The 23606-nt window shown below is 73.4% G+C and carries 22 protein-coding genes; 14 read left to right on the top strand and 8 right to left on the bottom strand.

What is annotated here, in order from left to right; translation table 11 throughout:
• Entirely contained in the window at positions 1 to 705 is a 705-nt protein-coding gene (locus tag ACFY8W_RS35640) for a response regulator (RefSeq protein ID WP_391114741.1), read from the bottom strand.
• A 220-nt stretch (positions 706 to 925) separates the two neighbouring features.
• On the opposite strand from ACFY8W_RS35640, the gene ACFY8W_RS35635 reads away from it, so the two are divergent.
• From ACFY8W_RS35635 to ACFY8W_RS35600, 8 genes are all read left to right on the top strand, one after another.
• Positions 926 to 1711: an ATP-binding cassette domain-containing protein gene (locus tag ACFY8W_RS35635; protein ID WP_391114739.1), complete on the top strand. Its 786-nt coding sequence runs from the start codon at positions 926 to 928 to the stop codon at positions 1709 to 1711.
• Positions 1712 to 1797: 86 nt separating this feature from the next.
• Complete coding sequence (locus ACFY8W_RS35630) at positions 1798 to 2715, top strand: transporter substrate-binding domain-containing protein (RefSeq protein WP_391114737.1); 918 nt, start codon at positions 1798 to 1800, stop codon at positions 2713 to 2715.
• 135 nt (positions 2716 to 2850) lie between these two features.
• Positions 2851 to 3498: an ABC transporter permease subunit gene (locus ACFY8W_RS35625; RefSeq protein WP_391114735.1), complete on the top strand. Its 648-nt coding sequence runs from the start codon at positions 2851 to 2853 to the stop codon at positions 3496 to 3498.
• Positions 3495 to 4427 (top strand): ABC transporter permease subunit, encoded by a 933-nt coding sequence (locus tag ACFY8W_RS35620; RefSeq protein ID WP_391114733.1) that lies wholly within the window; start codon positions 3495 to 3497, stop codon positions 4425 to 4427. The genes ACFY8W_RS35625 and ACFY8W_RS35620 overlap by 4 nt, the downstream gene beginning before the upstream one ends.
• 169 nt (positions 4428 to 4596) lie before the next feature.
• The gene (locus ACFY8W_RS35615; RefSeq protein WP_391114731.1) at positions 4597 to 6273 is read left to right on the top strand and encodes an FAD-dependent monooxygenase; all 1677 of its coding nucleotides are present in this window, start codon (positions 4597 to 4599) and stop codon (positions 6271 to 6273) included.
• Positions 6274 to 6394: 121 nt separating this feature from the next.
• Positions 6395 to 6442 carry a hypothetical protein gene (locus ACFY8W_RS35610; protein ID WP_391114992.1) on the top strand — a complete coding sequence of 16 codons (48 nt, stop codon included), beginning with the start codon at positions 6395 to 6397 and terminating at the stop codon, positions 6440 to 6442.
• 76 nt (positions 6443 to 6518) lie between these two features.
• Entirely contained in the window at positions 6519 to 7055 is a 537-nt protein-coding gene (locus tag ACFY8W_RS35605; RefSeq protein ID WP_391114728.1) for a cysteine dioxygenase, read from the top strand.
• Complete coding sequence (locus tag ACFY8W_RS35600; protein WP_391114725.1) at positions 7052 to 7579, top strand: rhodanese-like domain-containing protein; 528 nt, start codon at positions 7052 to 7054, stop codon at positions 7577 to 7579. The genes ACFY8W_RS35605 and ACFY8W_RS35600 overlap by 4 nt, the downstream gene beginning before the upstream one ends.
• Here the strand turns inward: ACFY8W_RS35600 and recX are convergent.
• Together recX and recA are read right to left on the bottom strand one after the other, a co-directional pair.
• The gene (gene recX / locus ACFY8W_RS35595) at positions 7576 to 8259 is read right to left on the bottom strand and encodes a recombination regulator RecX (protein WP_391114722.1); all 684 of its coding nucleotides are present in this window, start codon (positions 8257 to 8259) and stop codon (positions 7576 to 7578) included. The two genes, ACFY8W_RS35600 and recX, sit on opposite strands and share 4 nt — an antisense overlap.
• A complete protein-coding gene (recA, locus tag ACFY8W_RS35590) occupies positions 8147 to 9280 on the bottom strand; it encodes a recombinase RecA (RefSeq protein ID WP_391114719.1) in 1134 nt (377 codons plus the stop codon). The genes recX and recA overlap by 113 nt, the downstream gene beginning before the upstream one ends.
• Before the next feature lie 235 nt (positions 9281 to 9515).
• On the opposite strand from recA, the gene ACFY8W_RS35585 reads away from it, so the two are divergent.
• The 4 genes from ACFY8W_RS35585 (at position 9516) to ACFY8W_RS35570 (ending at position 13625) form a co-directional block, all read left to right on the top strand.
• Positions 9516 to 10709: a histidine kinase gene (locus tag ACFY8W_RS35585; protein ID WP_391114716.1), complete on the top strand. Its 1194-nt coding sequence runs from the start codon at positions 9516 to 9518 to the stop codon at positions 10707 to 10709.
• Positions 10706 to 11371, top strand: a complete 666-nt coding sequence (locus ACFY8W_RS35580; RefSeq protein ID WP_391114714.1) for a response regulator — start codon at positions 10706 to 10708, stop codon at positions 11369 to 11371. Before ACFY8W_RS35585 ends, ACFY8W_RS35580 begins: the two co-directional genes overlap by 4 nt.
• A gap of 133 nt (positions 11372 to 11504) precedes the next feature.
• The gene (locus tag ACFY8W_RS35575; RefSeq protein WP_391114711.1) at positions 11505 to 12800 is read left to right on the top strand and encodes a cytochrome ubiquinol oxidase subunit I; all 1296 of its coding nucleotides are present in this window, start codon (positions 11505 to 11507) and stop codon (positions 12798 to 12800) included.
• A gap of 45 nt (positions 12801 to 12845) precedes the next feature.
• Positions 12846 to 13625, top strand: coding sequence for a cytochrome d ubiquinol oxidase subunit II (locus ACFY8W_RS35570; protein WP_391114708.1), 780 nt, complete (start codon positions 12846 to 12848; stop codon positions 13623 to 13625).
• Here ACFY8W_RS35570 and ACFY8W_RS35565 read toward each other — a convergent pair.
• Together ACFY8W_RS35565 and ACFY8W_RS35560 are read right to left on the bottom strand one after the other, a co-directional pair.
• Entirely contained in the window at positions 13616 to 14767 is a 1152-nt protein-coding gene (locus tag ACFY8W_RS35565) for an AI-2E family transporter (protein WP_391114989.1), read from the bottom strand. The two genes, ACFY8W_RS35570 and ACFY8W_RS35565, sit on opposite strands and share 10 nt — an antisense overlap.
• Positions 14768 to 15242: 475 nt before the next feature.
• The gene (locus tag ACFY8W_RS35560; RefSeq protein ID WP_391114705.1) at positions 15243 to 15437 is read right to left on the bottom strand and encodes a DUF3046 domain-containing protein; all 195 of its coding nucleotides are present in this window, start codon (positions 15435 to 15437) and stop codon (positions 15243 to 15245) included.
• A gap of 79 nt (positions 15438 to 15516) precedes the next feature.
• Between ACFY8W_RS35560 and ACFY8W_RS35555 the strand changes: the two genes are divergently transcribed.
• Positions 15517 to 16452, top strand: coding sequence for a hypothetical protein (locus ACFY8W_RS35555; protein ID WP_391114702.1), 936 nt, complete (start codon positions 15517 to 15519; stop codon positions 16450 to 16452).
• 110 nt (positions 16453 to 16562) lie between these two features.
• On the opposite strand, the gene ACFY8W_RS35550 is transcribed toward ACFY8W_RS35555, so the two are convergent.
• From ACFY8W_RS35550 to ACFY8W_RS35540, 3 genes are all read right to left on the bottom strand, one after another.
• The gene (locus ACFY8W_RS35550) at positions 16563 to 16871 is read right to left on the bottom strand and encodes an AzlD domain-containing protein (RefSeq protein ID WP_391114699.1); all 309 of its coding nucleotides are present in this window, start codon (positions 16869 to 16871) and stop codon (positions 16563 to 16565) included.
• Positions 16868 to 17638, bottom strand: coding sequence for an AzlC family ABC transporter permease (locus ACFY8W_RS35545; protein WP_391114696.1), 771 nt, complete (start codon positions 17636 to 17638; stop codon positions 16868 to 16870). Before ACFY8W_RS35545 ends, ACFY8W_RS35550 begins: the two co-directional genes overlap by 4 nt.
• Before the next feature lie 122 nt (positions 17639 to 17760).
• Entirely contained in the window at positions 17761 to 18774 is a 1014-nt protein-coding gene (locus tag ACFY8W_RS35540) for an AraC family ligand binding domain-containing protein (RefSeq protein ID WP_391114694.1), read from the bottom strand.
• 90 nt (positions 18775 to 18864) lie between these two features.
• On the opposite strand from ACFY8W_RS35540, the gene ACFY8W_RS35535 reads away from it, so the two are divergent.
• Entirely contained in the window at positions 18865 to 23502 is a 4638-nt protein-coding gene (locus ACFY8W_RS35535) for an ATP-dependent helicase (RefSeq protein WP_391114691.1), read from the top strand.
• Positions 23503 to 23606: the final 104 nt, after the last annotated feature.

Below are 23606 nucleotides of genomic sequence, written 5' to 3'. Positions count from 1 at the left end.
TTACGCGGCGGGCGGGACCAGGCGGTAGCCGACTCCCCGCACGGTCTCGATCAGGGCGGGCATGCGCAACTTCGAGCGCAGGGAGGCGACATGGACCTCCAGGGTGCGGCCGGTGCCCTCCCAGTTGGTCTGCCAGACCTCGCTGATGATCTGCTCGCGGCGGAAGACCACGCCGGGGCGCTGGGCGAGCAGGGCGAGCAGGTCGAACTCCTTGCGGGTGAGCGGGACGGCGTCGCCGTCGACGCTGACCCGGCGGGTGGGCAGCTCGACGGTGACGGAGCCGAGCCGCAGGGTGCTGCCCTCGGCCGCGGTGCCCTGGTCCTCGCCGCCGGAGCTGCGCCGGCTGACCGCGTGGATCCGGGCGAGCAGCTCGCCGGTGTCGTAGGGCTTGACCACGTAGTCGTCGGCGCCGAGGTTGAGGCCGTGGATCCGGGAGCGCACGTCGGCGCGCGCGGTCACCATGATCACGGGAGTGCTGGTGAGCTTCCGGATGCGTCCGCAGACCTGGTAGCCGTCCTGGTCGGGCAGGCCGAGGTCGAGCAGGATCACCCCGTACGAGGGACGCTCGCCGTGGGCGGCGGGCAGCACGGCCTGCAGCGCCTCCTCGCCGTTGCGGGCGTGGGTGACGGTGAAGCCGTGCCGGGCGAGGATCGCGGAGAGCGCGGCGGCGACGTGGTCGTCGTCCTCGACGAGCAGCAGTCTCATGGGGCCCTCCTTCGTGATCTCGTACGGGCTCGTGGGGGTGGGGGTGCGGCGCGTGATGACTATCTGTGTACCAGGGCGTGAACAACGGGGCCATCCCGTTCACGCAGAGTGTCCGGATGCGACCGTATCGTTATGCTCAAACTTCGCTCAGATGTGGTGACGCCCCTCCGCCCCGATCTCTAGTGTCCTCCCCAACCGAGCAGGACGGAGCAAGAAGCCGATGAGCGGAGTGTCAGTGACCAAGGGTTCGGAGGACGCCGCGCAGGCCACGGACGACCTGGTCGTGCTGTCCGACGTGAACAAGCACTTCGGCGCGCTGCACGTGCTGCAGGACATCGACCTGACGATCCGCCGTGGCGAGGTCGTGGTGGTCATCGGGCCCTCCGGGTCCGGCAAGTCCACGCTGTGCCGCACCATCAACCGGCTGGAGACCATCGACTCCGGCAGCATCACGATCGACGGGAAGCCGCTGCCCCAGGAGGGCAGGGAGCTGGCGCGGCTGCGGTCCGACGTCGGCATGGTCTTCCAGTCCTTCAACCTCTTCGCGCACAAGACGGTGCTCGAGAACGTGATGCTGGGGCAGATCAAGGTCCGCCGGACGGACAAGAAGGCGGCGGAGTCCAGGGCCCGCGCGCTGCTGGACCGGGTCGGGGTGGGCACGCAGGCCGACAAGTACCCGGCGCAGCTCTCCGGCGGTCAGCAGCAGCGCGTCGCCATCGCCCGCGCCCTCGCGATGGACCCGAAGGTCATCCTGTTCGACGAGCCGACCTCGGCCCTCGACCCGGAGATGATCAACGAGGTCCTGGAGGTCATGCAGCAGCTGGCCAGGGACGGCATGACGATGGTGGTCGTCACGCACGAGATGGGCTTCGCCCGCTCGGCCGCGAACCGCGTCGTCTTCATGGCCGACGGGAAGATCGTCGAACAGGCCTCCCCCGACGAGTTCTTCAGCAACCCGCGCAGCGACCGCGCCAAGGACTTCCTGTCGAAGATCCTGCACCACTGAGGCGCCGCGCCCGGAACTCCGTAGTGACAGCGTGCGACTTGCTGCACACTGACGATCAACCAACCACGACCTGAGGGATGTTCACGATGAAGCTCCGCAAGACCGCGGCCGTGGCCGTCGCCGTGCTCGCACTGACCGCGACCGCCTGTGGTGGCAAGGAGGGCTCGGCCGGCGACAAGCCCGCCACGAAGCCCGGTGACGCCGCCGCCCCCAAGCTCCCCACGTACACCGTCGCGAGCGGCGTGTCCCTCGACTCGCCGACCTTCAAGAAGGCCAAGGAGCGCGGCAAGCTGGTCATCGGCTCCAAGGCCGACCAGCCGTACCTCGGCTTCGAGGACCAGGCGACGAAGAAGCGCTCCGGCTTCGACATCGAGATCGCCAAGATGATCGCCGCCGACCTGGGCTTCTCCGAGGACCAGATCGAGTGGAAGACGGTCGACTCCAAGCTCCGTGAGACCGCCATCTCCACCGGCCAGGTCGACTACTACGTGGGCACCTACACGATCAACGACAAGCGCAAGGCCCAGGTCGGCTTCGCGGGCCCGTACTACAAGGCCGGCGCCGACCTCCTGGTCCGCAAGGACGAGACCTCCATCACCGGCCCGCAGTCGGTGAAGGGCAAGAAGGTCTGCTCGATCACGGGCTCGACCCCGCTGCAGGAGATCAAGAAGCCGGAGTACGGCGCGGAGACCGTCGAGCTCGGCAAGTACTCCGACTGCGTCCAGCAGCTGCTCACCAAGCAGGTCGACGCCGTCACCACCGACGACTCCATCCTCAAGGGCTACGCCGCCGCCAACGCCGGCAAGCTCAAGGTCGTCGGCAAGCCGTTCACCGAGGAGCCGTACGGCGTCGGCATGAACAAGGACGACAAGGTCCTGCGCGACAAGGTGAACGACATCCTCGCCAAGTACGAGGGCGACGGCACCTACAAGAAGATCTACGAGGCCACCCTCGGCCTCTCGGGCTCCGGGTACGTCGCGCCGCCGGCGATCGTCCGCTACTGACGCCGCCCGAGCCCCCAGTCGTGAGCGCCCCGCACGCCCCGTGCGCCGCGGGGCGCCGCGCCCCCTGCCCGTACGCCTGCCGCACGTAAGCCTGCCGCACGCTCGCCCGCCGCCGACTGCCGACGCGGAGTCCTCATGAACGTACTGCTCGACCATTTCGCGGAGTTCCGCAACGGCTTCATAGGAACCGTGGAGATCACCGCCGTCAGCTCGGTCATCGCGCTGCTCCTCGGCATCGTCATCGCCGGCTTCCGGGTCTCCCCCGTCCCTCCGCTGCGGGCCTTCGGCACCGCGTGGGTGACGCTGCTGCGCAACACCCCGCTGACGCTGCTCTTCCTGGTCTTCGTCTTCGTCGTGCCGGAGATCCTCTTCCCGGGCATGAGCCCCTTCGTGCTCGCGTCGCTCGCGCTCGGCTTCTACACGTCCTCGTTCGTGTGCGAGGCCGTCCGTTCCGGCATCAGCACCGTGCCGCTGGGCCAGGCCGAGGCCGCCCGCTCGCTCGGTCTGACGTTCTCCCAGACGCTGCGCCTGATCGTGCTGCCGCAGGCGACCAGGACCGTGCTGCCGCCGCTGAGCTCGATCTTCATCGCCCTGACGAAGAACTCGGCCATCGCCGGTGCCTTCAGCGTCACCGAACTCTTCGGCTGGCAGACGCTGATGAGCGAGCAGGGCTACGCGATCATCCCGATCTTCCTCTGGGTCGCCGCCGCCTACCTGGTCATCACCTTCGCCATCAGCGGACTCTTCCGTCTCCTTGAGCGCAACCTGGAGGTCGCCCGATGAGCGCCAGCGTTCTCTTCGACGCCCCCGGCCCCAAGGCACGGATCCGCAACCGGATCTACGCCGTCGTCGGCACCCTCGTCATCCTCGCGCTGGTCGCGGTCAGCCTGATGCGGCTGGCCGACAAGGGCCATCTCGCGCCCGCGATGTGGGACATCTTCAACTACGCGGGCATCCGGCAGAACATCGCCGACGCGCTGCTCGCCACCCTGAAGGCCTTCGCCCTCGCGGCCGTCGGCTCCCTCGTGCTCGGTGTGCTGCTCGCCGTGGGCCGGCTCTCCGACCACAAGCCGGTCCGCTGGTTCGCCACCGCCTTCATCGAGGTCTTCCGTTCGATCCCGCTGCTCATCACGATCTTCGCGGTGTGGGTCGCCTTCCTGACCGACTACTCGATGTGGGCGCTCGCGCTCGGCCTGTCCGTCTACAACGGCTGCGTCCAGGCCGAGGTGCTGCGCGCCGGTGTCAACGCGGTGCCGCGCGGCCAGCGCGAGGCCGCCTACGCGCTCGGCATGACCAAGACCCAGGTGATGACCTCCGTCCTGCTGCCGCAGGCGGTCCGGGCGATGCTGCCGACGATCATCAGCCAGCTGGTGGTCACGCTCAAGGACACCTCGCTCGGCTTCGTGATCCTCTACCCCGAGCTGCTCTACTCGGCCCGGCTGATCGCCTCCAACACGCTGGTCAACGGCCAGTACCCGTACGTCTCCGTGATCGTGGTCTTCGGCGCCATCTACATCGCGCTGTGCCTCGCGCTCTCCGCCCTCGCCACCTGGATCGAGAAGCGGGGCCGCCGGGCGAAGACGGGCGTCAAGGTCGCCGACCCGAACGCGACGGTCGTCGTGCCCGCCCAGGCGGCCGCGGACTCCTCCGAAGGAGCGGTGGGCGGCCCGGTCGGCGGACCCGCGGACGGCCCTGGCATCACGAAGAACTGACGGCATGTGACATCATCCGGGGGCAGTGGCGACGCCGCTGCCCCCGTCACTTGACGCACGCACCCCCAGTGGGTTGCATACGTTCTGTGATCAAGCTCCGGGCCCGCGCCACACTCTGCTGTGCTTCCCGCATGACCGTACGGCCTTGCCCGCCTTCAGGAGTCGCGCCGTGGACCCGGTGATCATCGTGGGCGCGGGGCCGGTCGGCCTCGCGCTCTCCCTCGCCCTGGCCGCCCAGGACGTGCCCAGCGTCGTCCTCGACGAGGGCCCCGGCAAGGAGGAGCCGCGCCCCGCCCGCACCGCGGTGCTGCGGGCCGACATGGCCGCCCTCCTCGAACGGCTCGGCTGCGCCACGCTCCGTGACGAGGGGGTGCGCTGGGTCGGCTGGCGGTCGATGCGCCGCCGGCAGCAGACCCGGCACGTGCGGCTCGACCTCGGCCTCGGCGGCGCGCACGGCGAGGCGGACGGCGAGCCCGCCGGGCCCCCCGCCCCGCTGCACGTTCCGCAGCACGCCCTGGCCCGCGGGCTGCGCGACGCCATCGCCCGGCAGGACCTCGTCACCCTGGTCACCGAGTCCCGGGTCGACACCGTCGAGCAGGACGAGCACGGCGTCAGCGCCCACACCCGGGGCCCCGACGGCACCTGGTGGCGCGGCAGCCATCTGGTCGGCTGCGACGGCGCCCGCTCCACCGTCCGCAAGCTGCTCGGCGTCCGCTTCCCCGGCCGTACGGCGGTGGAACGGCACGCGGTCGCCGCACTGCGCACCGAACTGCCCTGGGCCGGCGAGGCCCTGCTGCACCGTCAGCCGGCGTGGCGGGGCGCGGGCGACGAGATCACGGCCCGGCCGCTGCCCGACGGGGTGTGGCGGATCGACTGGCTGCTGCCGCCGCGCGGCGATCTGGTCACGCCCGACGCGCTCGTCACCCGCATCCGCGACACCCTGGCCGGCTGGTGCGAGGGCACCACCCCGCCGTACGACCTCATCGACACCGGCGTCCACACCGTCCACCACCGGCTGGCCCGCCGCTGGCGGGTGGACCGGGTCTTCCTCGCGGGCGACGCGGCGCACCTGCTGGGCGCGGTGGGCACCCAGGGGCTCGACGAGGGGCTGCGGGACGTCGACAACCTGGCCTGGAAGCTGGCCCACGCCTGGCACCACCGCGATGTCTCACCGGCGCTGCTCGACAGCTACCAGAGCGAGCGGCGCTCGGCCGTCGCCTCACGGCTGCGCGCCGCCGACCAGTCGCTGCCCGTGCTGCGCGGCGGCGGAGGACTGCGGACCTATCTGCGGGGCGGCGGGCGCGGCCATGACGCCCTGCTCAGCGACGGGCACCTCGGCCGCGGCCCGCTGGGCGCGCCGCCCGCGTACCCGCACTCGCCACTGGCACCCGAGCCCGCCGAGGGCCGGATCCCGGTGGGCACGCCGGACGGCGCGCCGGTCGAGGACGTCCGGGTGACGGCGCCCGACGGCACGACCGTACGGCTGCGCGACCGGCTCGGGCAGGGCCGGCTGCTCGTACTGCTCGTGGCCCCCGGCACCGGGGTCTGGGACCGGCGGCACTGGGTGAGCGCGGGTGTGATGCCGCGGCTCGCCGAGGCCGTGGACGCCCTGCCGGCCCCTGCCGAACTCCTCGTGACGGAGGCCTATCCGGGCGCTCCCGCCCACGCGGTCCTCCTGGTCCGCCCCGACGGCCACCTGGCGGCCGCTTTCGCCGGGGTACGGCCGGAGGAGCTCTACGCGGCGGCGGACGCGGTACGGGGCGGAGCCCCGGCCGAGGAGGAGACGCCGGGGGCGGAGACGTCCGGCGGCGCCAGGAGCGGCGACCGCACGGCGGACGTCAACTGAGGTCGAGGAACCGGACGTCGAGGGCTTGACGTCGGGTGGAGTCCGATTGACCGCCGCAGACGCACGTGGTGTACTCCGGAGCGTGACCGACACCGACGTGCGCCTGTGGCGGAGGGTCCACATGGACCTGCTCCGCTACGCGGGCTGCATGTGTCGCCCGTCCTGCTGAATTCGCATCCCCTTTTCCTCTGCTGCGCGCGCCCGCCCGGTCGTGCGCGCTTTCGCGAACCTCAGGACGGTCCCTCGTGTCCCAGACACAGCACGCCCCCGCGCCCGTTTCCGGCTCTTCCGCTCCCACCGAGGCCGAGTTGCTGGACTTCGTCCGGCGCGCGGCCGCCGACGCGGCTCTCGTCCTCTCGCTCCCCCTCGATCCCGAGGGCCGCACCTGGGTGCGGCTCGACGGCCCGGGCGGCAGCGAGGCCTGGCTCATCGGCTGGCCGCCCGGTACCGGCACCGGCTGGCACGACCACGCCGAATCCCTGGGCGCCTTCGCCACAGCGCGCGGCACCCTGCGGGAGAACTCCCTCGCGGTACGGCTCCCCGCGGGTGGCTGGAAGAACCTGGAGCTGGCCGACGGAGTCGACCGCGGCCGCGAGCTCCCGGCCGGCAAGGGCCGCGCCTTCGGCCGCCACCACGTACACGAGGTGCTCAACGAGTCCCGCTCCGAGCACGCGATCTCGGTGCACGCCTACTATCCGCCGCTCCCGCTGATCCGGCGCTTCAGCCGCACGGGCGCGGTGCTCCGTCTCGAGCAGGTCGAGCGCCCGGAGGACTGGCAGTGAGCGACGCACCCATCGACGCGTCCCCCGACGCACCCGTCGACGCGCCCCTCGGTATCGACGAGCTGCTGGAGCGGGTGCGGGCCGGTATCGACCGGATCGACGCCCCCACCGCGTACGAGGCGTACGAGGCCGGCGACGCCCTCCTGGTCGACACGCGCTACGCGGCCCTGCGCGACCGGGACGGCCTGGTCCCGGGTGCGCTGGTCGTCGAGCGCAACGAGCTGGAGTGGCGGCTCGACCCGCTGGGCAGTCACCGGGTGCCCGAGGCCGACAGCCACGACCTGCGGATCGTCGTCTTCTGCAACGAGGGCTACGCGTCCTCCCTCGCGGTCGCGTCCCTGCGCCGGCTGGGCCTGCACCGCGCGACGGACCTGGTCGGCGGTTTCCAGGCGTGGAAGGCGGCGGGCCTTCCGGTCCTGCCGCCGACGGAGGCGGGCTCGGCAGGCACGACGGGCGAGGGCACGACGGGCAAGGGCCCGTCCGGCGCGTCGGGGCCCCCTGGGCCGCGATGGGACAGGCCTTAGAAGGGCTCCTCCAGGCCCTCGGTGTCCTCGCCCTCCTCCTCCAGGGCCCGGCGGACCACCCGCAGGGCCATGCCCTCCGGGTATCCCTTGCGGGCGAGCATGCCGGCGAGTCTGCGCAGCCGCCGGTCCCGCTCCAGGCCGCGGGTCGCGCGCAGCTTGCGGTCGACGAGCTCGCGGGCCCTGGCCTCCTCCTGGTCGGAGTCGAGCCGGTCGACCGCCTCCTGGATCAGGCCGGGCTCGACGCCCTTGGTCCGGAGCTCGCGGGCGAGGGCGCGGCGGGCGAGGCCCCGCCCGTGGTGGCGGGACTCGACCCAGGCCCCGGCGAAGGCGGCGTCGTCGATGAGTCCGACGTCCTCGAACCTCGACAGCACCTCGTCGGCGATCTCGTCGGGGATCTCCCGCTTGCGCAGGGCGTCGGCGAGCTGCTTGCGGGTGCGGGGGGTTCCGGTGAGCAGGCGCAGACAGATCGCCCGCGCCCGCTCAGCCGGATCCTGGGACGACAGCTCCTTCTCGGCCCTCGACGAGTCGGGGCTGTCGTCCGGCCATTCGGTGCGACCGGTCACCGGGTCAGCTCTTGGCCGTGGTGGCCTTGGTCGCCTTGGCGGCCTTGGCCGGGGCCGGGACGGACTTGCCCGCCTCGTCCGCGCCCGCCGCGTCCGTGCCGCTCGCCGCGTCCGCACCCGGCTCGGCCGAGGGCTCCTCGGGCCGGACGCCGACGCCCAGCTTCTCCTTGATCTTCTTCTCGATCTCGTTGGCGAGGTCGGGGTTGTCCTTCAGGAAGTTGCGGGCGTTCTCCTTGCCCTGGCCGAGCTGGTCGCCCTCGTAGGTGTACCAGGCACCGGCCTTGCGCACGAAGCCGTGCTCCACGCCCATGTCGATCAGGCCGCCCTCGCGGCTGATGCCCTGGCCGTAGAGGATGTCGAACTCGGCCTGCTTGAACGGGGGCGCGACCTTGTTCTTGACGACCTTGCAGCGGGTGCGGTTGCCGACCGCCTCGGTGCCGTCCTTCAGGGTCTCGATGCGGCGGATGTCGATGCGCACCGAGGCGTAGAACTTCAGGGCGCGGCCACCGGTCGTGGTCTCCGGCGAGCCGAACATGACGCCGATCTTCTCGCGGAGCTGGTTGATGAAGATCGCGGTGGTCTTGGACTGGTTCAGCGCGCTGGTGATCTTCCGCAGGGCCTGGCTCATCAGGCGGGCCTGGAGACCGACGTGGGAGTCACCCATCTCGCCCTCGATCTCCGCGCGCGGGACGAGCGCGGCGACGGAGTCGATGACGATGAGGTCGAGGGCGCCGGAGCGGACCAGCATGTCGACGATCTCGAGGGCCTGCTCACCGTTGTCCGGCTGGGACAGGATGAGGTTGTCGACGTCGACGCCCAGCTTGCGGGCGTACTCGGGGTCGAGGGCGTGCTCGGCGTCCACGAAGGCGACCTGGCCGCCGGCCTTCTGCGCGTTGGCCACGGCGTGCAGGGTCAGGGTCGTCTTGCCGGAGGACTCCGGTCCGTAGATCTCGACGACACGGCCGCGCGGCAGGCCGCCGACGCCGAGGGCGACGTCGAGGGCGGTCGACCCGGTCGGGATGACCTCGATCGGCTCCTTCGAGCGCTCTCCCATGCGCATGACGGCACCCTTGCCGAATTGCCGTTCAATCTGTGCGAGCGCGGCGTCGAGCGCCTTCTCGCGGTCGGTTCCTGCCATGGGTTCCACCCGGTTTGCTTGAGTCGATCGCTTCATGGGAAAGACGCTAACCCCTGCCACTGACAATGGGCCCCGACGTCCCCTCCAGCCTGTGGATAACTCGGCGACAAGCCCGTGTTCCCAAGGCCCTGGACTTCCATGAGAATGGATGTTCGATTTTCGTGTCAAGCGCACCACGCCGGTGCCGGGCGGGACGGCTCACCCCGGGCGACGGGCCCGTGCCTATCCTTCCGGCATGGCCCTCACCCTCCGTCCACGGGACGTGCGCGACGGCGTCGTGGCTCTGGTCGTGCTGCTCGTCGTGGCGGTCTGGACGCTGGTCGCGGCGCACTACGAGCCGGAGCCGGCCGGGCGCACGGCGATCGGCTGGGCGCTGATCCTGGTCGGGTGCGGGGCGCTGTGGTTCCGGCGCAGGCAGCCCGTGGCGGTGGCCGTCGTGACCCTCCTCGCCTGCGCCGTCTATTACCCGCTGTCCGCCCAGGACGGCCCGCTCCTGATCGCCTTCGCGCTCGCGCTGTACACCACCGCCGCCGAGGGGCGGTTCGCCGCCGCCGTCGCGCTGGCGGCCGTGACGCTGCTCGCCGTCGCCCTCGGCGAGATCCGTCAGCAGCCCGGGCACCGGCAGATCGACGACACCTCGCTCGCGATGATGGCCGGCTGGCTGATCAGCCTGGTCGCGGTCGGCCGCGCCCAGCGCAACCGGGTCGCCTATCTGCACGAGGTGGAGCAGCGCGCCCTCGCCGCCGAGCGGGAGCAGGAGGCGAGGGCCCGGCAGAGCGCCACCGAGGAGCGGCTGCGGATCGCCCGCGAGCTGCACGACATCCTCGGGCACAGCATCTCGCTGATCAACGTCCAGTCGGGCGCCGCGCTGCACCGGCTCGGCAAGAGGCCCGCCCCGGAGGCCGCCCTGGCCACGGCCGAGGAGGCGCTGCGGGCCGTACGCGACACCAGCAAGGAGGCGCTGCGCGAGCTGCGCGCCACGCTCGGGGTGCTGCGCCGGGCCGACGAGGCCGCCCCGACCGCACCGGCCTCCGGTCTCGCGCTGCTGCCCGAGCTGGTGGCGCGGGCCGGGAGCGCCGGCCTCGACGTCCGTACCCGGGTCGACGGCAGTCCCGTACCGCTGGCCCCGCCGGTCGACCTCGCGGCGTACCGGATCGTGCAGGAGTCGCTCACCAACGTGACCCGGCACGCCGGCGCGCGCTCGGTGCTCGTGACGCTCGACTGGGGCGCGGAGGAGCTGCGGCTGCGGATCGAGGACGACGGCCGGGGCACGCCGGACGACCGGCCTTCGGGCAGCGGCATCCGGGGCATGGCCGAGCGCGCCCGGGCCTTCGGCGGGGAGCTGACGGCCCGTAACATCCCCGGTGGATTCCGGGTCGACGCCCGGCTCCCGTTCACCCCCCTCGCCGACAAGGGAGATCCCGCATGATCCGCGTCGTGCTCGCCGACGACCAGACCCTGGTCCGGGCCGGCTTCCGGTCGATCCTGGCCGACGAGGACGACATCGAGGTGGTCGGCGAGGCGGCGGACGGCGAGCAGGCCGTGGCGCTCGCCCGCGAGCTGCGCCCGGACGTCGTCCTGATGGACATCCGGATGCCGGTGGTCGACGGCCTGGAGGCCACCCGCCGCATCACGGAGGACGACCGCCTCGAAGGGGTGCGGGTGGTCATCCTCACCACCTTCGACGTCGACGACTACGTGTACGGGGCGCTGCGCGCCGGCGCCAGCGGCTTCCTGGTGAAGGACACCGAGCCGACGGAACTGCTGCACGGGGTACGGGTGGTGGCCCGCGGCGACGCCCTGATCGCCCCGGCCGTCACCCGCCGGCTGATCGCCGAGTTCGCGGGCCGGGCGCGCCGCCCCGACCCGAGCCCCCGGCTCAACGCCCTCACCGAGCGGGAGCGCGAGGTCATGGGCCTGGTGGGCGCGGGGCTCTCCAACGACGAGATCGCCACCCGTCTGGTGCTCTCGCCCGCGACGGCGAAGACCCACGTGAGCCGGATCATGACCAAGCTGGACGTCCGGGACCGGGCGCAGCTGGTGATCCTCGCGTACGAGTCGGGGATGATCACCCCGGGCTGGCTGGCCTGACCCTTAGGGGTCAGGGAGCGGCGGGACGCAACCGTGGGGGTACGCGGACGGGGGCGGGCGCAACCGGGGCGTCAGGCCCGGTGTCCACCAGGGGCCGATGCCGCGGCCCTGACCGTACGCCGACGCTGACGGCGTGAATCCCGACGTACTCGATCTCGCGCGGCTCCAGTTCGCCCTCACCGCAGGCGGACACTTCCTCTTCGTCGCCCTCACGCTCGGTCTCGCGACGGTCGTTGCCGTGCTCCAGACGAAGGCCACCGTCTCCCGGAAGCCGCTGGACGCCCGCCTGGTCCGATTCTGGGGCCAGCTGTACGTGATCAATTACGCGGTGGGCATCGTCACCGGCATCGTGATGGAGTTCCAGTTCGGCATGAGCTGGAGCGGGCTCACCCACTACGCCGGGAACGTCTTCGGCGCCTCGCTCGCCGTCGAGACGATCGTGGCCTTCTTCGTGGAGTCGACCTTCCTGGGTCTGTGGATCTTCGGCTGGCACCGGCTGAACCGCTGGGCGCATCTCGCCGCGATCTGGGTCGTCACCCTCACCGCGTACCTCTCCGCCTACTGGATCCTGGTCTCCAACGGCTTCCTCAACCACCCCGTGGGACACCGCACCGAGAACGGGATCCTGGTCCTGGACGATCCCGTCGCCGTGCTCACCAACCCCTCCGCGCTGCTCGCGTTCGGGCACGTCGTGGCCGGGGCGCTGCTGACGGCCGGGTTCTTCATGGCGGGAGTGAGCGCCTACCACCTGTTCCGGCGAAGCCCGGAGTGGCGGCTCTTCGGGCGCAGCCTGCGGATCGGGGTCTTCGTCTCGTTCCCCGCGCTGGCGCTGGCGGCGGTCTTCGGCGGGCTGCAGTTCTCCACGCTGAGCACCTTCCAGCCGATGAAGTCGGCCGTGTTCGGCCAGAAGACCGCCGAGATCGCGCGGATCCAGGCCGACATGGTCGCCCGCTTCGGCCCCGGTGACTACGTGCCCTCGATCGGCTGGACCCGCGGCGCGGGGCTGGTGATGCTCATCTGCTTCGCCCTGATGATGTACCTCACCTTCGCCGGCCTGGTCCTCGCCTGCTTCAAGACCGTCGTCTTCCGCTTCCGGCTCTGGCACCTCGTCCTCATGGCCGCCGTGCCGCTGCCCTACCTCGCGATGATCAGCGGCTGGGTGTTCCGCGAGGCCGGCCGCCAGCCGTGGGTCGTGTACGGGCTCCTGAAGACCGAGGACGCGGTCTCCGGCCTCTCCCCCGGCCAGATGCGGCTCTCGCTGGCCGTGTTCACCACGCTCTTCGCCCTGCTCGCCGTCCTCAACGCCTGGCTGCTCGCCCGGCACGCGCGGCGCGGGCCCGTCGAATCCGGCGGTCTCGGCCACGACGACCGCGGGAGCGGACCCGGCGAGCCGGACCCGGCCGACGCCCTGCCCGCAGCCCGCTACTGACCCGCCACGCCACCGACCCGCGCCGTCCGGAGGAGCCGACCCACCGTGGACACCCTCGCCCTCGCCCTGCTCGCCCTCCTCGCCTCCGGCTGGTTCGTGCTCGCCGGCGCGGACGTCGGCACCGGCATGCTCCTCCCGTACCTCGGCCGCGGCCCCGGCGAGCGGCGGCTGGTGATCGCCTCCTTCGCGCCCTTCTTCCTGGGCAACGAGGTCTGGCTGATCGCCACCGCGGGCGTGCTCGCCGGCTGCTTCCCCGAGCTCGAAGGCACGCTGCTCACCGGCCAGTTCCCGGTGCTCGTCCCGCTCCTGGCGGGCTGGATCGTGCGGGACCTCGGGCTGTGGACGCGCGGCCGCGGGCCGGGGCGGCGCTGGCGGGCGCTGTGCGACGTGGCCGTGACGGCGGGCAGCTGGAGCCTGGCCCTCGCCGCCGGCTGGCTGCTCGCGGCCCTGCTGACCGGCCGCCCGTACGAACCGGCCGACGGGCCCGTCGCCGTCCTCACCGCCCTCGCGGTGGCCGCCCTGTTCGCCGCGCACGGGCTCGGCTTCGCCACCCTGCGCCTGACGGGAGTGCCGTACGAGCGCGCCCGGCGGCTCGTGGGGCGGGCCGGCCGCCCCTGGCACTCCTTCGCGCTCACCGCGGTGCTGCTCGGCGGACTCCCGCTCGCCGCCGGGAGCACCCTGACTCCCGGGTCCCACGCCGCCGACCCGGCGACGCTGCGGCTGCTCGTCCCTGTCCTGCTCGCCGTCACGGCGGGGATGGTCGCCGTGCAGGCGTGGATCTGGCGGCTGTTCCGCCACCGGGTGACGGGACCCTCCTACTTCTGACCGCCGCCGGCGGTCCCGTCCGGCTCCCCGGGCTCCTTCTTGTGGTGCAGCGCCTTCTGGAGGCGGGCGACGACGGCCTCTCCGTACCGCCGGTGGCCGTGCACGCGCGGGTCGTCGGTCACGTCGTAGCGCTTCACGTAGGCGCCCAGGAAGGCCTGGAGCGTGGCGACGGCGGGGATGGCGATCAGCGCGCCGACCGCACCGAGCAGCGCGGTGCCCGCGATGACCGAGCCGAAGGCCACGGCCGGGTGGATGTCGACGGTCTTGGAGGTCAGCTTGGGCTGCAGCACGTAGTTCTCGAACTGCTGGTAGACCACGACGAAGATCAGCACCCACAGCGCGTACCAGGGGTCCACGGTGAAGGCGATCAGCATCGGCAGGGCGCCCGCCAGATAGGTGCCGATGGTCGGGATGAACTGGGAGACCAGACCGACCCAGACGGCCAGCGCGGGCGCGTACGGCACGCCCAGGATCTCGAAGAGCACGAAGTGCGCCACTCCCGAGATCAGTGCCATCAGACCGCGCGAGTACAGGTAGCCGCCGGTCTTGTCGACGGCGATCTCCCAGGCCCGCAGCACCTCGGTCTGCTTCGCCGGCGGGAGGACCGAGCACAGCGAGCGGCGCAGGCGCGGGCCGTCGGCGGCGAAGTAGAACGAGAACAGGAAGATCGTCAGGAGCTTGAAGAGCCCGCCGAGGAGGGTGGCGGACACGTCCAGGACGCCGGCCGCGCTGTTCTGCACGTACTTCCGCAGCCAGCCGGAGCGCAGCACGCTGTCCTGCACCTCGACCCGGGACAGCTCGGTGTGGAAGTGCTGGTTGGCCCAGTTGATCAGCGAGTCGAGGTACTTGGGGAAGTTCTCGACCATGTCGACGATCTGGCCGGCGAGCATCGATCCGAGGAGGACGACGAAGCCGACGCCGGTGACGAGTACGGCGAAGAAGACGATGAAGGTGGCCAGGCCGCGGCGCATCCCGCGCGCCGCCATGCGCCCCACCGCCGGCTCGATGGCGAGGGCCAGGAAGAAGGCGAGCAGGATGTTGACGAGCAGCCCGACGAGCTGGTGGAAGGCCCAGCTGCCCAGCTGGAAACAGGCGTAGAGGGCGAGGGCCAGCACCAGGGCGCGGGGCAGCCACCGCGGCATCCGCGCCGCCGCGGCGGGGCCTGCGGCCGGAGCCGGGCCGGCGGGAGCGGGACCGGAGGCTCCCGGGTCGGCCGGAGCGGGGGTCGGCGTGGAGGACGTCTCGACGGTCGGCTGTGCGGACGGGGAGGTCACCAGGGCGCCGTTCGGCGCGGCCGGGGCCGCCGGGACGTCCGGCCCGGAGGGCGCCGTCCCACGGTCGTCCTTTTTGCCGCCGGTCTCACCGGCCGCACCGGTCTCACCGGCCTCATCCGTCTTGCCGGCCTCATCCGCCGTGGCCGCGTCGGCCGTCTTGCCGGCGTCGGCCGCCTTGCCCGCCTCATCCGTCCTGGCGGTCTCGTCGGTCTCGTGTGTCTCGTCGGACTCGTGTGTCTCGTCGGACTCGTGTGTCTCGTCGGTCTCGTCGTCGTGCGCGTCAGTCGGGGCCACCCCGCCAGTCTCGCGCACCGCGCGGACATTCCGACCAGGGCCCGTCACATCATCGTTTCTCGTCGGGCACGCCGACTGCCGTGCAGACCGCCCGCCACACGTCCTTGGCCTCCCAGCCCGCGTCGAGCGCCTGGTGCACCGTCCGCCCGCCGAGTTCCGTCATGACGTGGTCCCGGGCGAAGGACTCGACGTAGGACGTTCCGAAGTGCTCGGTCATCCGTTCCCAGAAAGTCGTCAACCGCATGACCCCAGTATCCCGCCCTCAAGGGTGCAGCCCGGTCCGTAGACCTTGTCAGACGCGCTGTCCGGCCTACGGTCGGACCATGGCCGGAAATCCTCCAGAAAACCCCGCTCCGCCCGCGTCGCCCCTCGCGCGGGCCGAGCACTTCGTCTGGCTGACTGCCCGCGTGCTCGAACAGCGCCGGTTCGCCTACCACTTCCTGCGCGGCGGCGCGGATCCCGTCGAGGCCGCGCTCACCGCGTACCTCAACGAGGACGGCGGCTACGGGCACGCCCTCGAACCCGATCTGCGCGGACCGGTCAGTCAGCCGCTGCACACCGCGCACGCGCTGCGCGTGCTCGACTCCATCGGCCGGTGCGGCGGCCTACGAGTCGAGCGGATCTGCCGCTATCTGACCGAGGTGTCGACCCACGACGGCGCGCTGCCCGCCGTCCACCCCTCGCAACGCGGCTACCCGGCGGCCCCGTTCGTCCCGGTCGTCGACGAGCCGCCGAGCGAGCTGCTCACCACCGGCCCGGTGGTCGGCCTGCTGCACCGCAACCAGGTCTGGCACGCCTGGCTGTTCCGGGCCACCGAGTTCTGCTGGGCGGCCGTGGACGCGCTGGAGAAGACCCATCCGTACGAGGTGCAGGCCGCCGTCGCCTTCCTCGACGGGGTCCCGGACCGCGCCCGTGCGCAGGCGGCGAGCGACCGGCTCGGGCGGCTCGTGCGCGAGCGGCGGCTCGTCGTGCTGGACCCGGACCGGGCGGCGGACCACCCGGTGCCCGACGGCTACGCGCCGGGCGAGCACCACTATCCGTACGACTACGCGCGCGTGCCGGACTCGCTGGCCCGCCGCTGGTTCACGGACGAGGAGATGAACCGCTCCCTGGACCACCTCGCGGCGACGCAGGAGGAGGACGGCGGCTGGCCCGTCACCTGGCGCCAGTGGGCGCCCGGCGCCGTGCTGGAGGCACGTCCGATCGTCACCGTGGAGGCCCTGCGGACGCTGCGCGCGCACGGCCGCCCGATCGGCTAGGGCCAGGACGTACGGGAAGCGGGCGCCGGTCCGCCGGACCGGGCGGGACCGGCGCCGAGGCTAAGCGGGATCCGGGCCGCGCGCGGCGCTGGCGCCTGGGCAAGGCGGCGTCAGCCGCCGAGGGCCCGGGCTGCGGCCGTGACCAGGACCGCCGCGCCCACGACCACCAGGAACGGGGCGCGCAGCAGCAGCGCGAGGGCCGCGGCGGCGAGCCCGGCGGCGCGGGCGTCGACAGTGAGGGCGCCCTGGCTGCTGAAGGTCTGCTGGGCGGTGAGGGCGGCGAGCAGGGCGACCGGGACGAGCGCGGCGAGCCGCCGGACGACGGGCCGCTCCAGGGTGTCGGCGGGGACGAGCAGGCCGAGCAGCTTCACCAGGTAGCACCCGGCGGCGGTCAGCGCGACGGCGATCCAGACGTTCATCGGGAGTCCTCCTCCGGGCGGCCGTCCGTCCGACGGCCGCCCGTGCGACGGCCGACCGTGCGACGGCCGCGGAACCAGAGCACGGCGGGCGCGGCGAGGGCCGCGGCGAGCACCGGTACGCCGGCCGGCAGCACGGGCAGGAGACCGAGGCCGAGCAGGACGGCGAGGGCGGCGGTGGCGCGCTCGGTGGTGCTCCTGAGCATGGGCGCGAGCAGCGCGAGGAAGACCGCGGGTCCCGCGGCGTCCAGGCCCCAGGCGGCGGTGTCGCCGATGGCCTCCGCGCCGAGGGCGCCGAGCAGGGTGGTGACGTTCCACAGCACGTACAGGGTCAGTCCGGTCACCGTGAAGCCGATGCGCGCGGACCGGCGGTCCGGCTGGGCGAGGGCGACGGCCGTGGTCTCGTCGATCACCCACTGCGCCGCGAACGGCCGGGCGAGCGGGCGCAGCGCGAGCAGCTGGGAAAGACGCAGTCCGTAGAAGGCGTTGCGGGTGCCGACGAAGAACGCCCCGGCGGCGGCCGTGAACGGGTTCCCGCCCGCGGCGAGGGCGCCCACCAGTGCGAACTGCGAGGCGCCGGTGAACACCAGCAGGCTCAGCGCGCAGGTCTGGAGCAGGCTGAGGCCGGAGCCCGCCGAGGTCACGCCGAAGGCGAAGCCGGAGAGTCCGACGGCGATGCCGACGCCGAGGGCGTCGCGCACGACGGAGGCGTCGCTCTTGGAGGCGGTTCCGTCACGGCGTACGTCCGGAGGTGCTGTCTGTTCTGCCACGTCAGGGACGGTACGGACGGAGGGCGGGCCCGGTCTTGTACGTTCTTGCGGCGGCCGCGCCGACGGCGGCCGCGTTGCCGGCCGCCGCCTTGCCGCGTTCCCAGCCGCTTCCCGGCCGCTTCCTAGCCGTCTTCCCGTGCGCGCAGGCCGCGCGCCCGCTGGTAGGCGCCCGGGGGCACGCCGACGCTGCGGGTGAAGTGCCGGTTGAGGTGCGGCTGGTCCGTGAAACCGACGGTGACCGCGGCCTCCGCCGGAGGCGTCCCCGCGCCCAGGAGGCGCCGGGCCCGCCGTACCCGGGCGTCGGTCAGCCAGGTGTGCGGCGGCATGCCGTACGCGGCGCGGAAGGCCCGCAGGAGGGCGAAGGGGCTGGTGCCGAGCTCGGCGGCGAGCCGTTCCAGGGTCGGCGGGTCGGCCATCCGCTCCTCGAGGACGGCACGCGCGCGTGCCGCGTTCCGCGCGCCGGCCGACAGCGGCGACAGCGGCCGGACCCGGCCGCCGTGGCTGCGCAGCATCCGCGCGGTGACCAGCCGCAGCAGGCTGTCGGCGGCGAGCGCGTTGCCCTCCTCGGCGGCCCGGTGCACGTCCACGACGAGCCGGGCCGCGTACGCGTCGTCGACGACGGGCTGGGTGAATCCGATGTCGCCGCGCAGCGCGATGGTGTCGTCCGCGATGTCCCGGATCAGGCCGGCGTCGGGGTAGATCGTCCGGTACGTCCAGCCCTCGGGCACCCCGGCCTGCCCGGTGTGCGGGGTGTCGGGGTTGACCAGCGCGATCTGGCCGGGCCCCGCCTGGACGAGGTCGCCGCCGTAGTGGAAGGCCTCGACGCCCTCGGTGATGGCGGCGAGGACGAAGCTCTCGTGGGTGTGCCGGGAGAAGGACTTACGGACGTAGTGGGCGTGCAGCAGGTCGACGCCCGGCAGCTCGGCCGGCCGCCAGTACCGCGCCCGCTCTCCGCGCACGGCCCGGCCCGCCCGCCCGGGGGCGTCGGCGGGCGCGCCGCTGCGGTCGCCGTCTGCGACGGCGTGCCCGCGCGGCGCAGCGGACGGGCGGGGCGGGCCGCCGGCCGTCCGGCCGTCGCGCGCCGGGGCCGGGGCGGTCCCGGCCTGGGGCGGATGCGGCGCGTCGGCACTCGTCATGTCCCCATTCTGCGCCTGGGGCGCGAGCGACCACGAGCGGATTTCCCCAGGTCCGGGCGGTTGTCAGTGGCGGGGTGCACGATGGAGGGCATGGTCAGGTCCGCGCTCGACGACTTCTCCCCCGCGACCCGCAGCTGGTTCACCGGGGCCTTCACCGCGCCCACCGCGGCGCAGGAGGGCGCCTGGCGGGCCATCGGCGAGGGCTCGGACGTGCTCGTGGTGGCGCCGACCGGCTCCGGCAAGACGCTCGCCGCCTTCCTCGCCGCCCTCGACCGGCTGGCGGCGACCCCGCCGCCCGCCGACGCCAAGAAGCGCTGCCGCGTGCTGTACGTGTCGCCGCTGAAGGCGCTGGCCGTCGACGTCGAGCGCAATCTGCGCTCCCCGCTGACCGGCATCCGCCAGGAGTCGGTCCGGCTCGGCCTGCTCGAGCCGGACGTGAAGGTGGGCATCCGCTCGGGCGACACCCCGGCCGCCGAGCGGCGGGCGCTCGCGACCCGGCCGCCGGACATCCTGATCACGACGCCCGAGTCGCTGTTCCTGATGCTGACCTCGGCCACGCGCGACGCGCTCGCGGGCGTGGAGACGGTCATCCTCGACGAGGTGCACGCGGTCGCGGGCACCAAGCGGGGCGCGCACCTGGCGCTCTCCCTGGAGCGGCTCGACGAGCTGCTGCCGCGGCCCGCCCGCCGGATCGGCCTGTCGGCGACGGTGCGGCCGGTGGAGGAGGTGGCGCGCTACCTCTCGCCGCAGCGGAAGGTGGAGATCGTCCAGCCGCGGTCGGGCAAGGAGTTCGACCTCTCCGTGGTCGTGCCCGTGGAGGACATGGGCGAGCTGGGCGGTTCGCCCGCCTCGGAGGCCTCCGAGGGCGGCGACAAGCCCTCGATCTGGCCGCACGTCGAGGAGCGGATCGCCGACCTGGTGCAGGCGCACCGCTCGACCATCGTCTTCGCCAACTCCCGCCGCCTCGCGGAGCGGCTGTGCAACCGGCTGAACGAGATCGCCTACGAGCGGGCCACCGGCGAGGCCCTGCCCGACGGCGCGCCGCCCGCCGAGATCATGGCCCAGTCGGGCGCGGCCCAGGGCGCGCCGCCGCTGCTCGCCCGCGCGCACCACGGCTCGGTCTCGAAGGAGCAGCGGGCCCTGGTCGAGGAGGACCTGAAGGCGGGCCGGCTTCCTGCGGTGGTGGCCACGTCCAGCCTGGAGCTGGGCATCGACATGGGCGCGGTGGACCTGGTGGTCCAGGTGGAGTCGCCGCCCTCGGTGGCTTCCGGACTCCAGCGCGTGGGCCGCGCGGGGCACCAGGTCGGGGCCGTGTCCACGGGTGTGGTCTTCCCGAAGTACCGGGGTGACCTGGTGCAGTCGGCGGTGGTGACCGAGCGGATGCGCTCGGGTTCCATCGAGTCGCTGCGGATCCCGGCGAATCCGCTGGACGTGCTCGCCCAGCAGCTGGTGGCGATGGTCGCCCTGGACTCCTGGCAGGTCGACGACCTGCTCGCGACGGTCCGCCGGGCGGCGCCGTTCGCGGCGCTGCCGGAGTCGGCGTTCACGGCGGTCCTGGACATGCTGGCCGGACGCTATCCGTCGGACGCCTTCGCCGAGCTGCGCCCGCGCGTGGTGTGGGACCGGGTGGCGGGCACGGTGACGGGCCGGCCCGGCGCGCAGCGGCTCGCGGTCACCTCGGGCGGCACGATCCCCGACCGTGGCCTGTTCGGGGTGTTCCTGGCGGGCGCCGACCCCAAGAAGGGCGGCGGCCGGGTCGGTGAGCTCGACGAGGAGATGGTGTACGAGTCGCGGGTCGGCGACGTCTTCACGCTGGGCACCACGTCCTGGCGGATCGAGGACATCACCCGTGACCGGGTCCTGGTGTCGCCCGCGCCGGGCGTGCCGGGGCGGCTGCCGTTCTGGAAGGGCGACCAGCTGGGCCGCCCGCTCGAACTGGGCCGCGCGGTGGGCGCGTTCCTGCGCGAGGTGGGTGCCCTGGCGCCCGACGACGCCCGGCTGCGGCTGCTCGCCGCCGGGCTCGACGCCTGGGCGGCGGAGAACGTGATCGCGTACCTCGCCGAGCAGCGCGAGGCCTGCGGCCATGTGCCGGACGACCGGACGATCCTGGTGGAGCGCTTCCGGGACGAGCTGGGCGACTGGCGGGTGGTCGTCCACTCCCCGTTCGGCGCGCAGGTGCACGCCCCGTGGGCGCTGGCGCTGGGCGCCCGGCTCGCCGAGCGGTACGGGATGGACGCCCAGGTGATGCACGCCGACGACGGCATCGTGCTGCGGCTGCCGGACGCGGACCTGATGGGCCTCGACCTGCTGGACAGCGAGCCGGTGGACCCGGGCCGGTTCGCCGACACCACGTACGACAGCGAGCAGGCGCCCGTCGGTGCCGCCGATGTCGCCTTCGACAAGGGCGAGGTCGAGCAGATCGTCACCGACCAGGTCGGCGGCTCCGCCCTGTTCGCCTCCCGGTTCCGCGAGTGCGCGGCGCGCGCCCTGCTGCTGCCCAAACGCAACCCCGGCAAGCGCACGCCGCTGTGGCAGCAGCGGCAGCGGGCGGCGCAGCTGCTGCAGGTGGCGAGCGAGTTCGGCTCCTTCCCGATCGTCCTGGAGGCGGTTCGCGAGTGCCTCCAGGACGTCTTCGACGTCCCGGGGCTCCGGGAGCTGATGGGGGACATCGAGTCCCGCCGGGTGCGCCTGGTGGAGGTCACGACGCCGGAGCCGTCGCCGTTCGCCCGCTCCCTGCTCTTCGGCTACGTGGCCCAGTTCCTGTACGAGGGCGACTCGCCGCTCGCCGAGCGGCGGGCGGCGGCGCTCTCGCTGGACTCCCGGCTGCTCGCCGAGCTGCTCGGGCAGGCGGAGCTGCGGGAGCTGCTGGACGCGGACGTGCTCGCCGAGCTCGAGCGCGAGCTGCAGTGGCTGACCGAGGACCGGCGGATCAAGGACGTGGAGGGCGTCGCCGACCTGCTTCGCGTGCTCGGGCCGCTGACCGACGCGGAGCTCGCCGAGCGTGGCGCGGAGGCCGGCTGGGCGCAGGATCTGTCCCGGGCGCGGCGGGCGATCCGGGTGCGGATCGCGGGCGCCGACCACTGGGCGGCGATCGAGGACGCCGGCAGGCTGCGGGACGCGTTGGGGACGGCGCTGCCGGTGGGTGTGCCGGAGGCGTTCACGGAGCCGGTGAAGGACCCGCTGGGCGACCTCCTCGCCCGTTTCGCCCGTACGCACGGCCCGTTCACGTCCTCGCAGGCCGCGACCCGCTTCGGGCTCGGTCCGGCGGTCACGGACGGCGCCCTCCAGCGCCTCGCCGCCGCGGGCCGGGTCGTCCAGGGCGAGTTCCATCCCTCGGGCATCGGCCAGGAGTGGTGCGACGCCTCCGTGCTGCGCCGGCTGCGCCGCCGGTCGCTCGCGGCCCTGCGGCACGAGCTGGAGCCGGTGCCGCCGGCCGCGCTCGCCACCTTCCTGCCCCAGTGGCAGCACCTGGGGAGCAGCAGCCTGCGCGGCATCGACGGCCTGGCCCGCGCGATCGAGCAGCTCCAGGGCGCGCCCGTGCCGGCCTCGGCGCTGGAGAAGCTGATCCTGCCGTCGCGGGTGCGGGACTACTCGCCCGCGCTCCTCGACGAGCTGACCACGACCGGCGAGGTGGTCTGGGCGGGTGCCGGGGCGCTGCCCGGCAAGGACGGCTGGGTCTCGCTCTATCTGGCCGACGCGGCGCCGCTGCTCCTGCCGCCGCCGCACCCGCTGGAGCTCACCGGCCTGCACGAGTCCGTCCTGACGACGCTCTCCGGGGGCTACGGGCTGTTCTTCCGCCAGATCGCCGACCAGGTGCGGGCCACCACCCACCCGGACGCGACGGATCCGCAGCTCGCGGACGTCCTGTGGGACCTGGCCTGGTCGGGGCGGCTCACCAACGACACCCTGGCCCCGCTGCGCTCGCTCCTCGGCTCGGGCCGCACGGCCGGTTCCACGGCGCACCGCGCCCGCCGCACCGTCCCGCGCGGCCGGTACGGGACGCTGAGCGCCGCCGCCCGCCCGGCCTCCCGCACGGGTCCGCCCACGGTCAGCGGCCGCTGGTCGCTGCTGCCGCCGCTCGAGCCCGAGCCGACCCACCGCGCGCACGCCCTGGCCCGCACGCTGCTCGACCGGCACGGGGTGGTCACCCGGGGCGCGGTGGCCGCCGAGGGCGTGGAGGGCGGCTTCTCCGCGACGTACCGGATCCTGTCGGCCTTCGAAGACAGCGGTCAGGCCCGCCGGGGTTACGTGGTGGAGGGGCTGGGCGCCGCCCAGTTCGCCATGGACGGGGCCGTGGACCGGCTGCGCGCGGCCGCGAACGCCCGGGACCGGGGCGCCGAGGAGGGCACCGGCCCGAAGGCGGTGGTGCTGGCGGCGGCCGATCCGGCGAACGCGTACGGGGCGGCCCTGTCCTGGCCGGAGCCGCCGACCGGTGCCGGGCACAAGCCGGGCCGCAAGGCGGGCGCGATGGTCGTCCTGGTCGACGGCGAGCTCACGCTCTACATGGAGCGCGGCGGCAAGACGCTGCTCTCCTGGCCCGCGGAGCCAGACTCGCCGGCGCTGCGGGCGGCGGCCGAGGCGCTGGCGGCCGCGGCGACGGCGGGCTCGCTCGGCACGGTGACGGTGGAGCGGATCAACGGGGCGACCGCCCTGACCTCTCCGCTCTCCCGCCCCCTGGAGGCCGCCGGCTTCCACGCCACGCCCCGCGGCCTGCGCCTGCGCGCCTGACGCGCGACGCCGGCTCAGGGCGGCGCGAGCCCCGCTCCGCCCGCGCGAGGCGGCCGCCGGCCGGTGGGGGTGGCGGAGTGGTCCGGGGTCTCGCGGCGCGGCCC

The sequence above is a fragment of the Streptomyces sp. NPDC012637 genome, assembly GCF_042954805.1.
Taxonomy (GTDB): Bacteria; Actinomycetota; Actinomycetes; order Streptomycetales; family Streptomycetaceae; genus Streptomyces.
This window is presented reverse-complemented; position numbering and strand designations above follow the sequence as displayed.

What these genes read in the sequence shown, in the direction of transcription:
- ACFY8W_RS35640 (WP_391114741.1), bottom strand. Translation starts at nt 705, where the DNA reads ATGAGACTGCTGCTCGTCGAGGACGACGACCACGTCGCCGCCGCGCTC.
- ACFY8W_RS35635 (WP_391114739.1), top strand. Translation starts at nt 926, where the DNA reads ATGAGCGGAGTGTCAGTGACCAAGGGTTCGGAGGACGCCGCGCAGGCC.
- ACFY8W_RS35630 (WP_391114737.1), top strand. Translation starts at nt 1,798, where the DNA reads ATGAAGCTCCGCAAGACCGCGGCCGTGGCCGTCGCCGTGCTCGCACTG.
- recA (WP_391114719.1), bottom strand. Translation starts at nt 9,280, where the DNA reads ATGGCAGGAACCGACCGCGAGAAGGCGCTCGACGCCGCGCTCGCACAG.
- ACFY8W_RS35555 (WP_391114702.1), top strand. Translation starts at nt 15,517, where the DNA reads ATGGCCGGAAATCCTCCAGAAAACCCCGCTCCGCCCGCGTCGCCCCTC.
- ACFY8W_RS35560 (WP_391114705.1), bottom strand. Translation starts at nt 15,437, where the DNA reads ATGCGGTTGACGACTTTCTGGGAACGGATGACCGAGCACTTCGGAACG.
- ACFY8W_RS35535 (WP_391114691.1), top strand. Translation starts at nt 18,865, where the DNA reads ATGGTCAGGTCCGCGCTCGACGACTTCTCCCCCGCGACCCGCAGCTGG.
- ACFY8W_RS35565 (WP_391114989.1), bottom strand. Translation starts at nt 14,767, where the DNA reads ATGCCGCGGTGGCTGCCCCGCGCCCTGGTGCTGGCCCTCGCCCTCTAC.
- ACFY8W_RS35550 (WP_391114699.1), bottom strand. Translation starts at nt 16,871, where the DNA reads ATGAACGTCTGGATCGCCGTCGCGCTGACCGCCGCCGGGTGCTACCTG.
- ACFY8W_RS35585 (WP_391114716.1), top strand. Translation starts at nt 9,516, where the DNA reads ATGGCCCTCACCCTCCGTCCACGGGACGTGCGCGACGGCGTCGTGGCT.
- ACFY8W_RS35540 (WP_391114694.1), bottom strand. Translation starts at nt 18,774, where the DNA reads ATGACGAGTGCCGACGCGCCGCATCCGCCCCAGGCCGGGACCGCCCCG.
- ACFY8W_RS35620 (WP_391114733.1), top strand. Translation starts at nt 3,495, where the DNA reads ATGAGCGCCAGCGTTCTCTTCGACGCCCCCGGCCCCAAGGCACGGATC.
- ACFY8W_RS35580 (WP_391114714.1), top strand. Translation starts at nt 10,706, where the DNA reads ATGATCCGCGTCGTGCTCGCCGACGACCAGACCCTGGTCCGGGCCGGC.
- ACFY8W_RS35625 (WP_391114735.1), top strand. Translation starts at nt 2,851, where the DNA reads ATGAACGTACTGCTCGACCATTTCGCGGAGTTCCGCAACGGCTTCATA.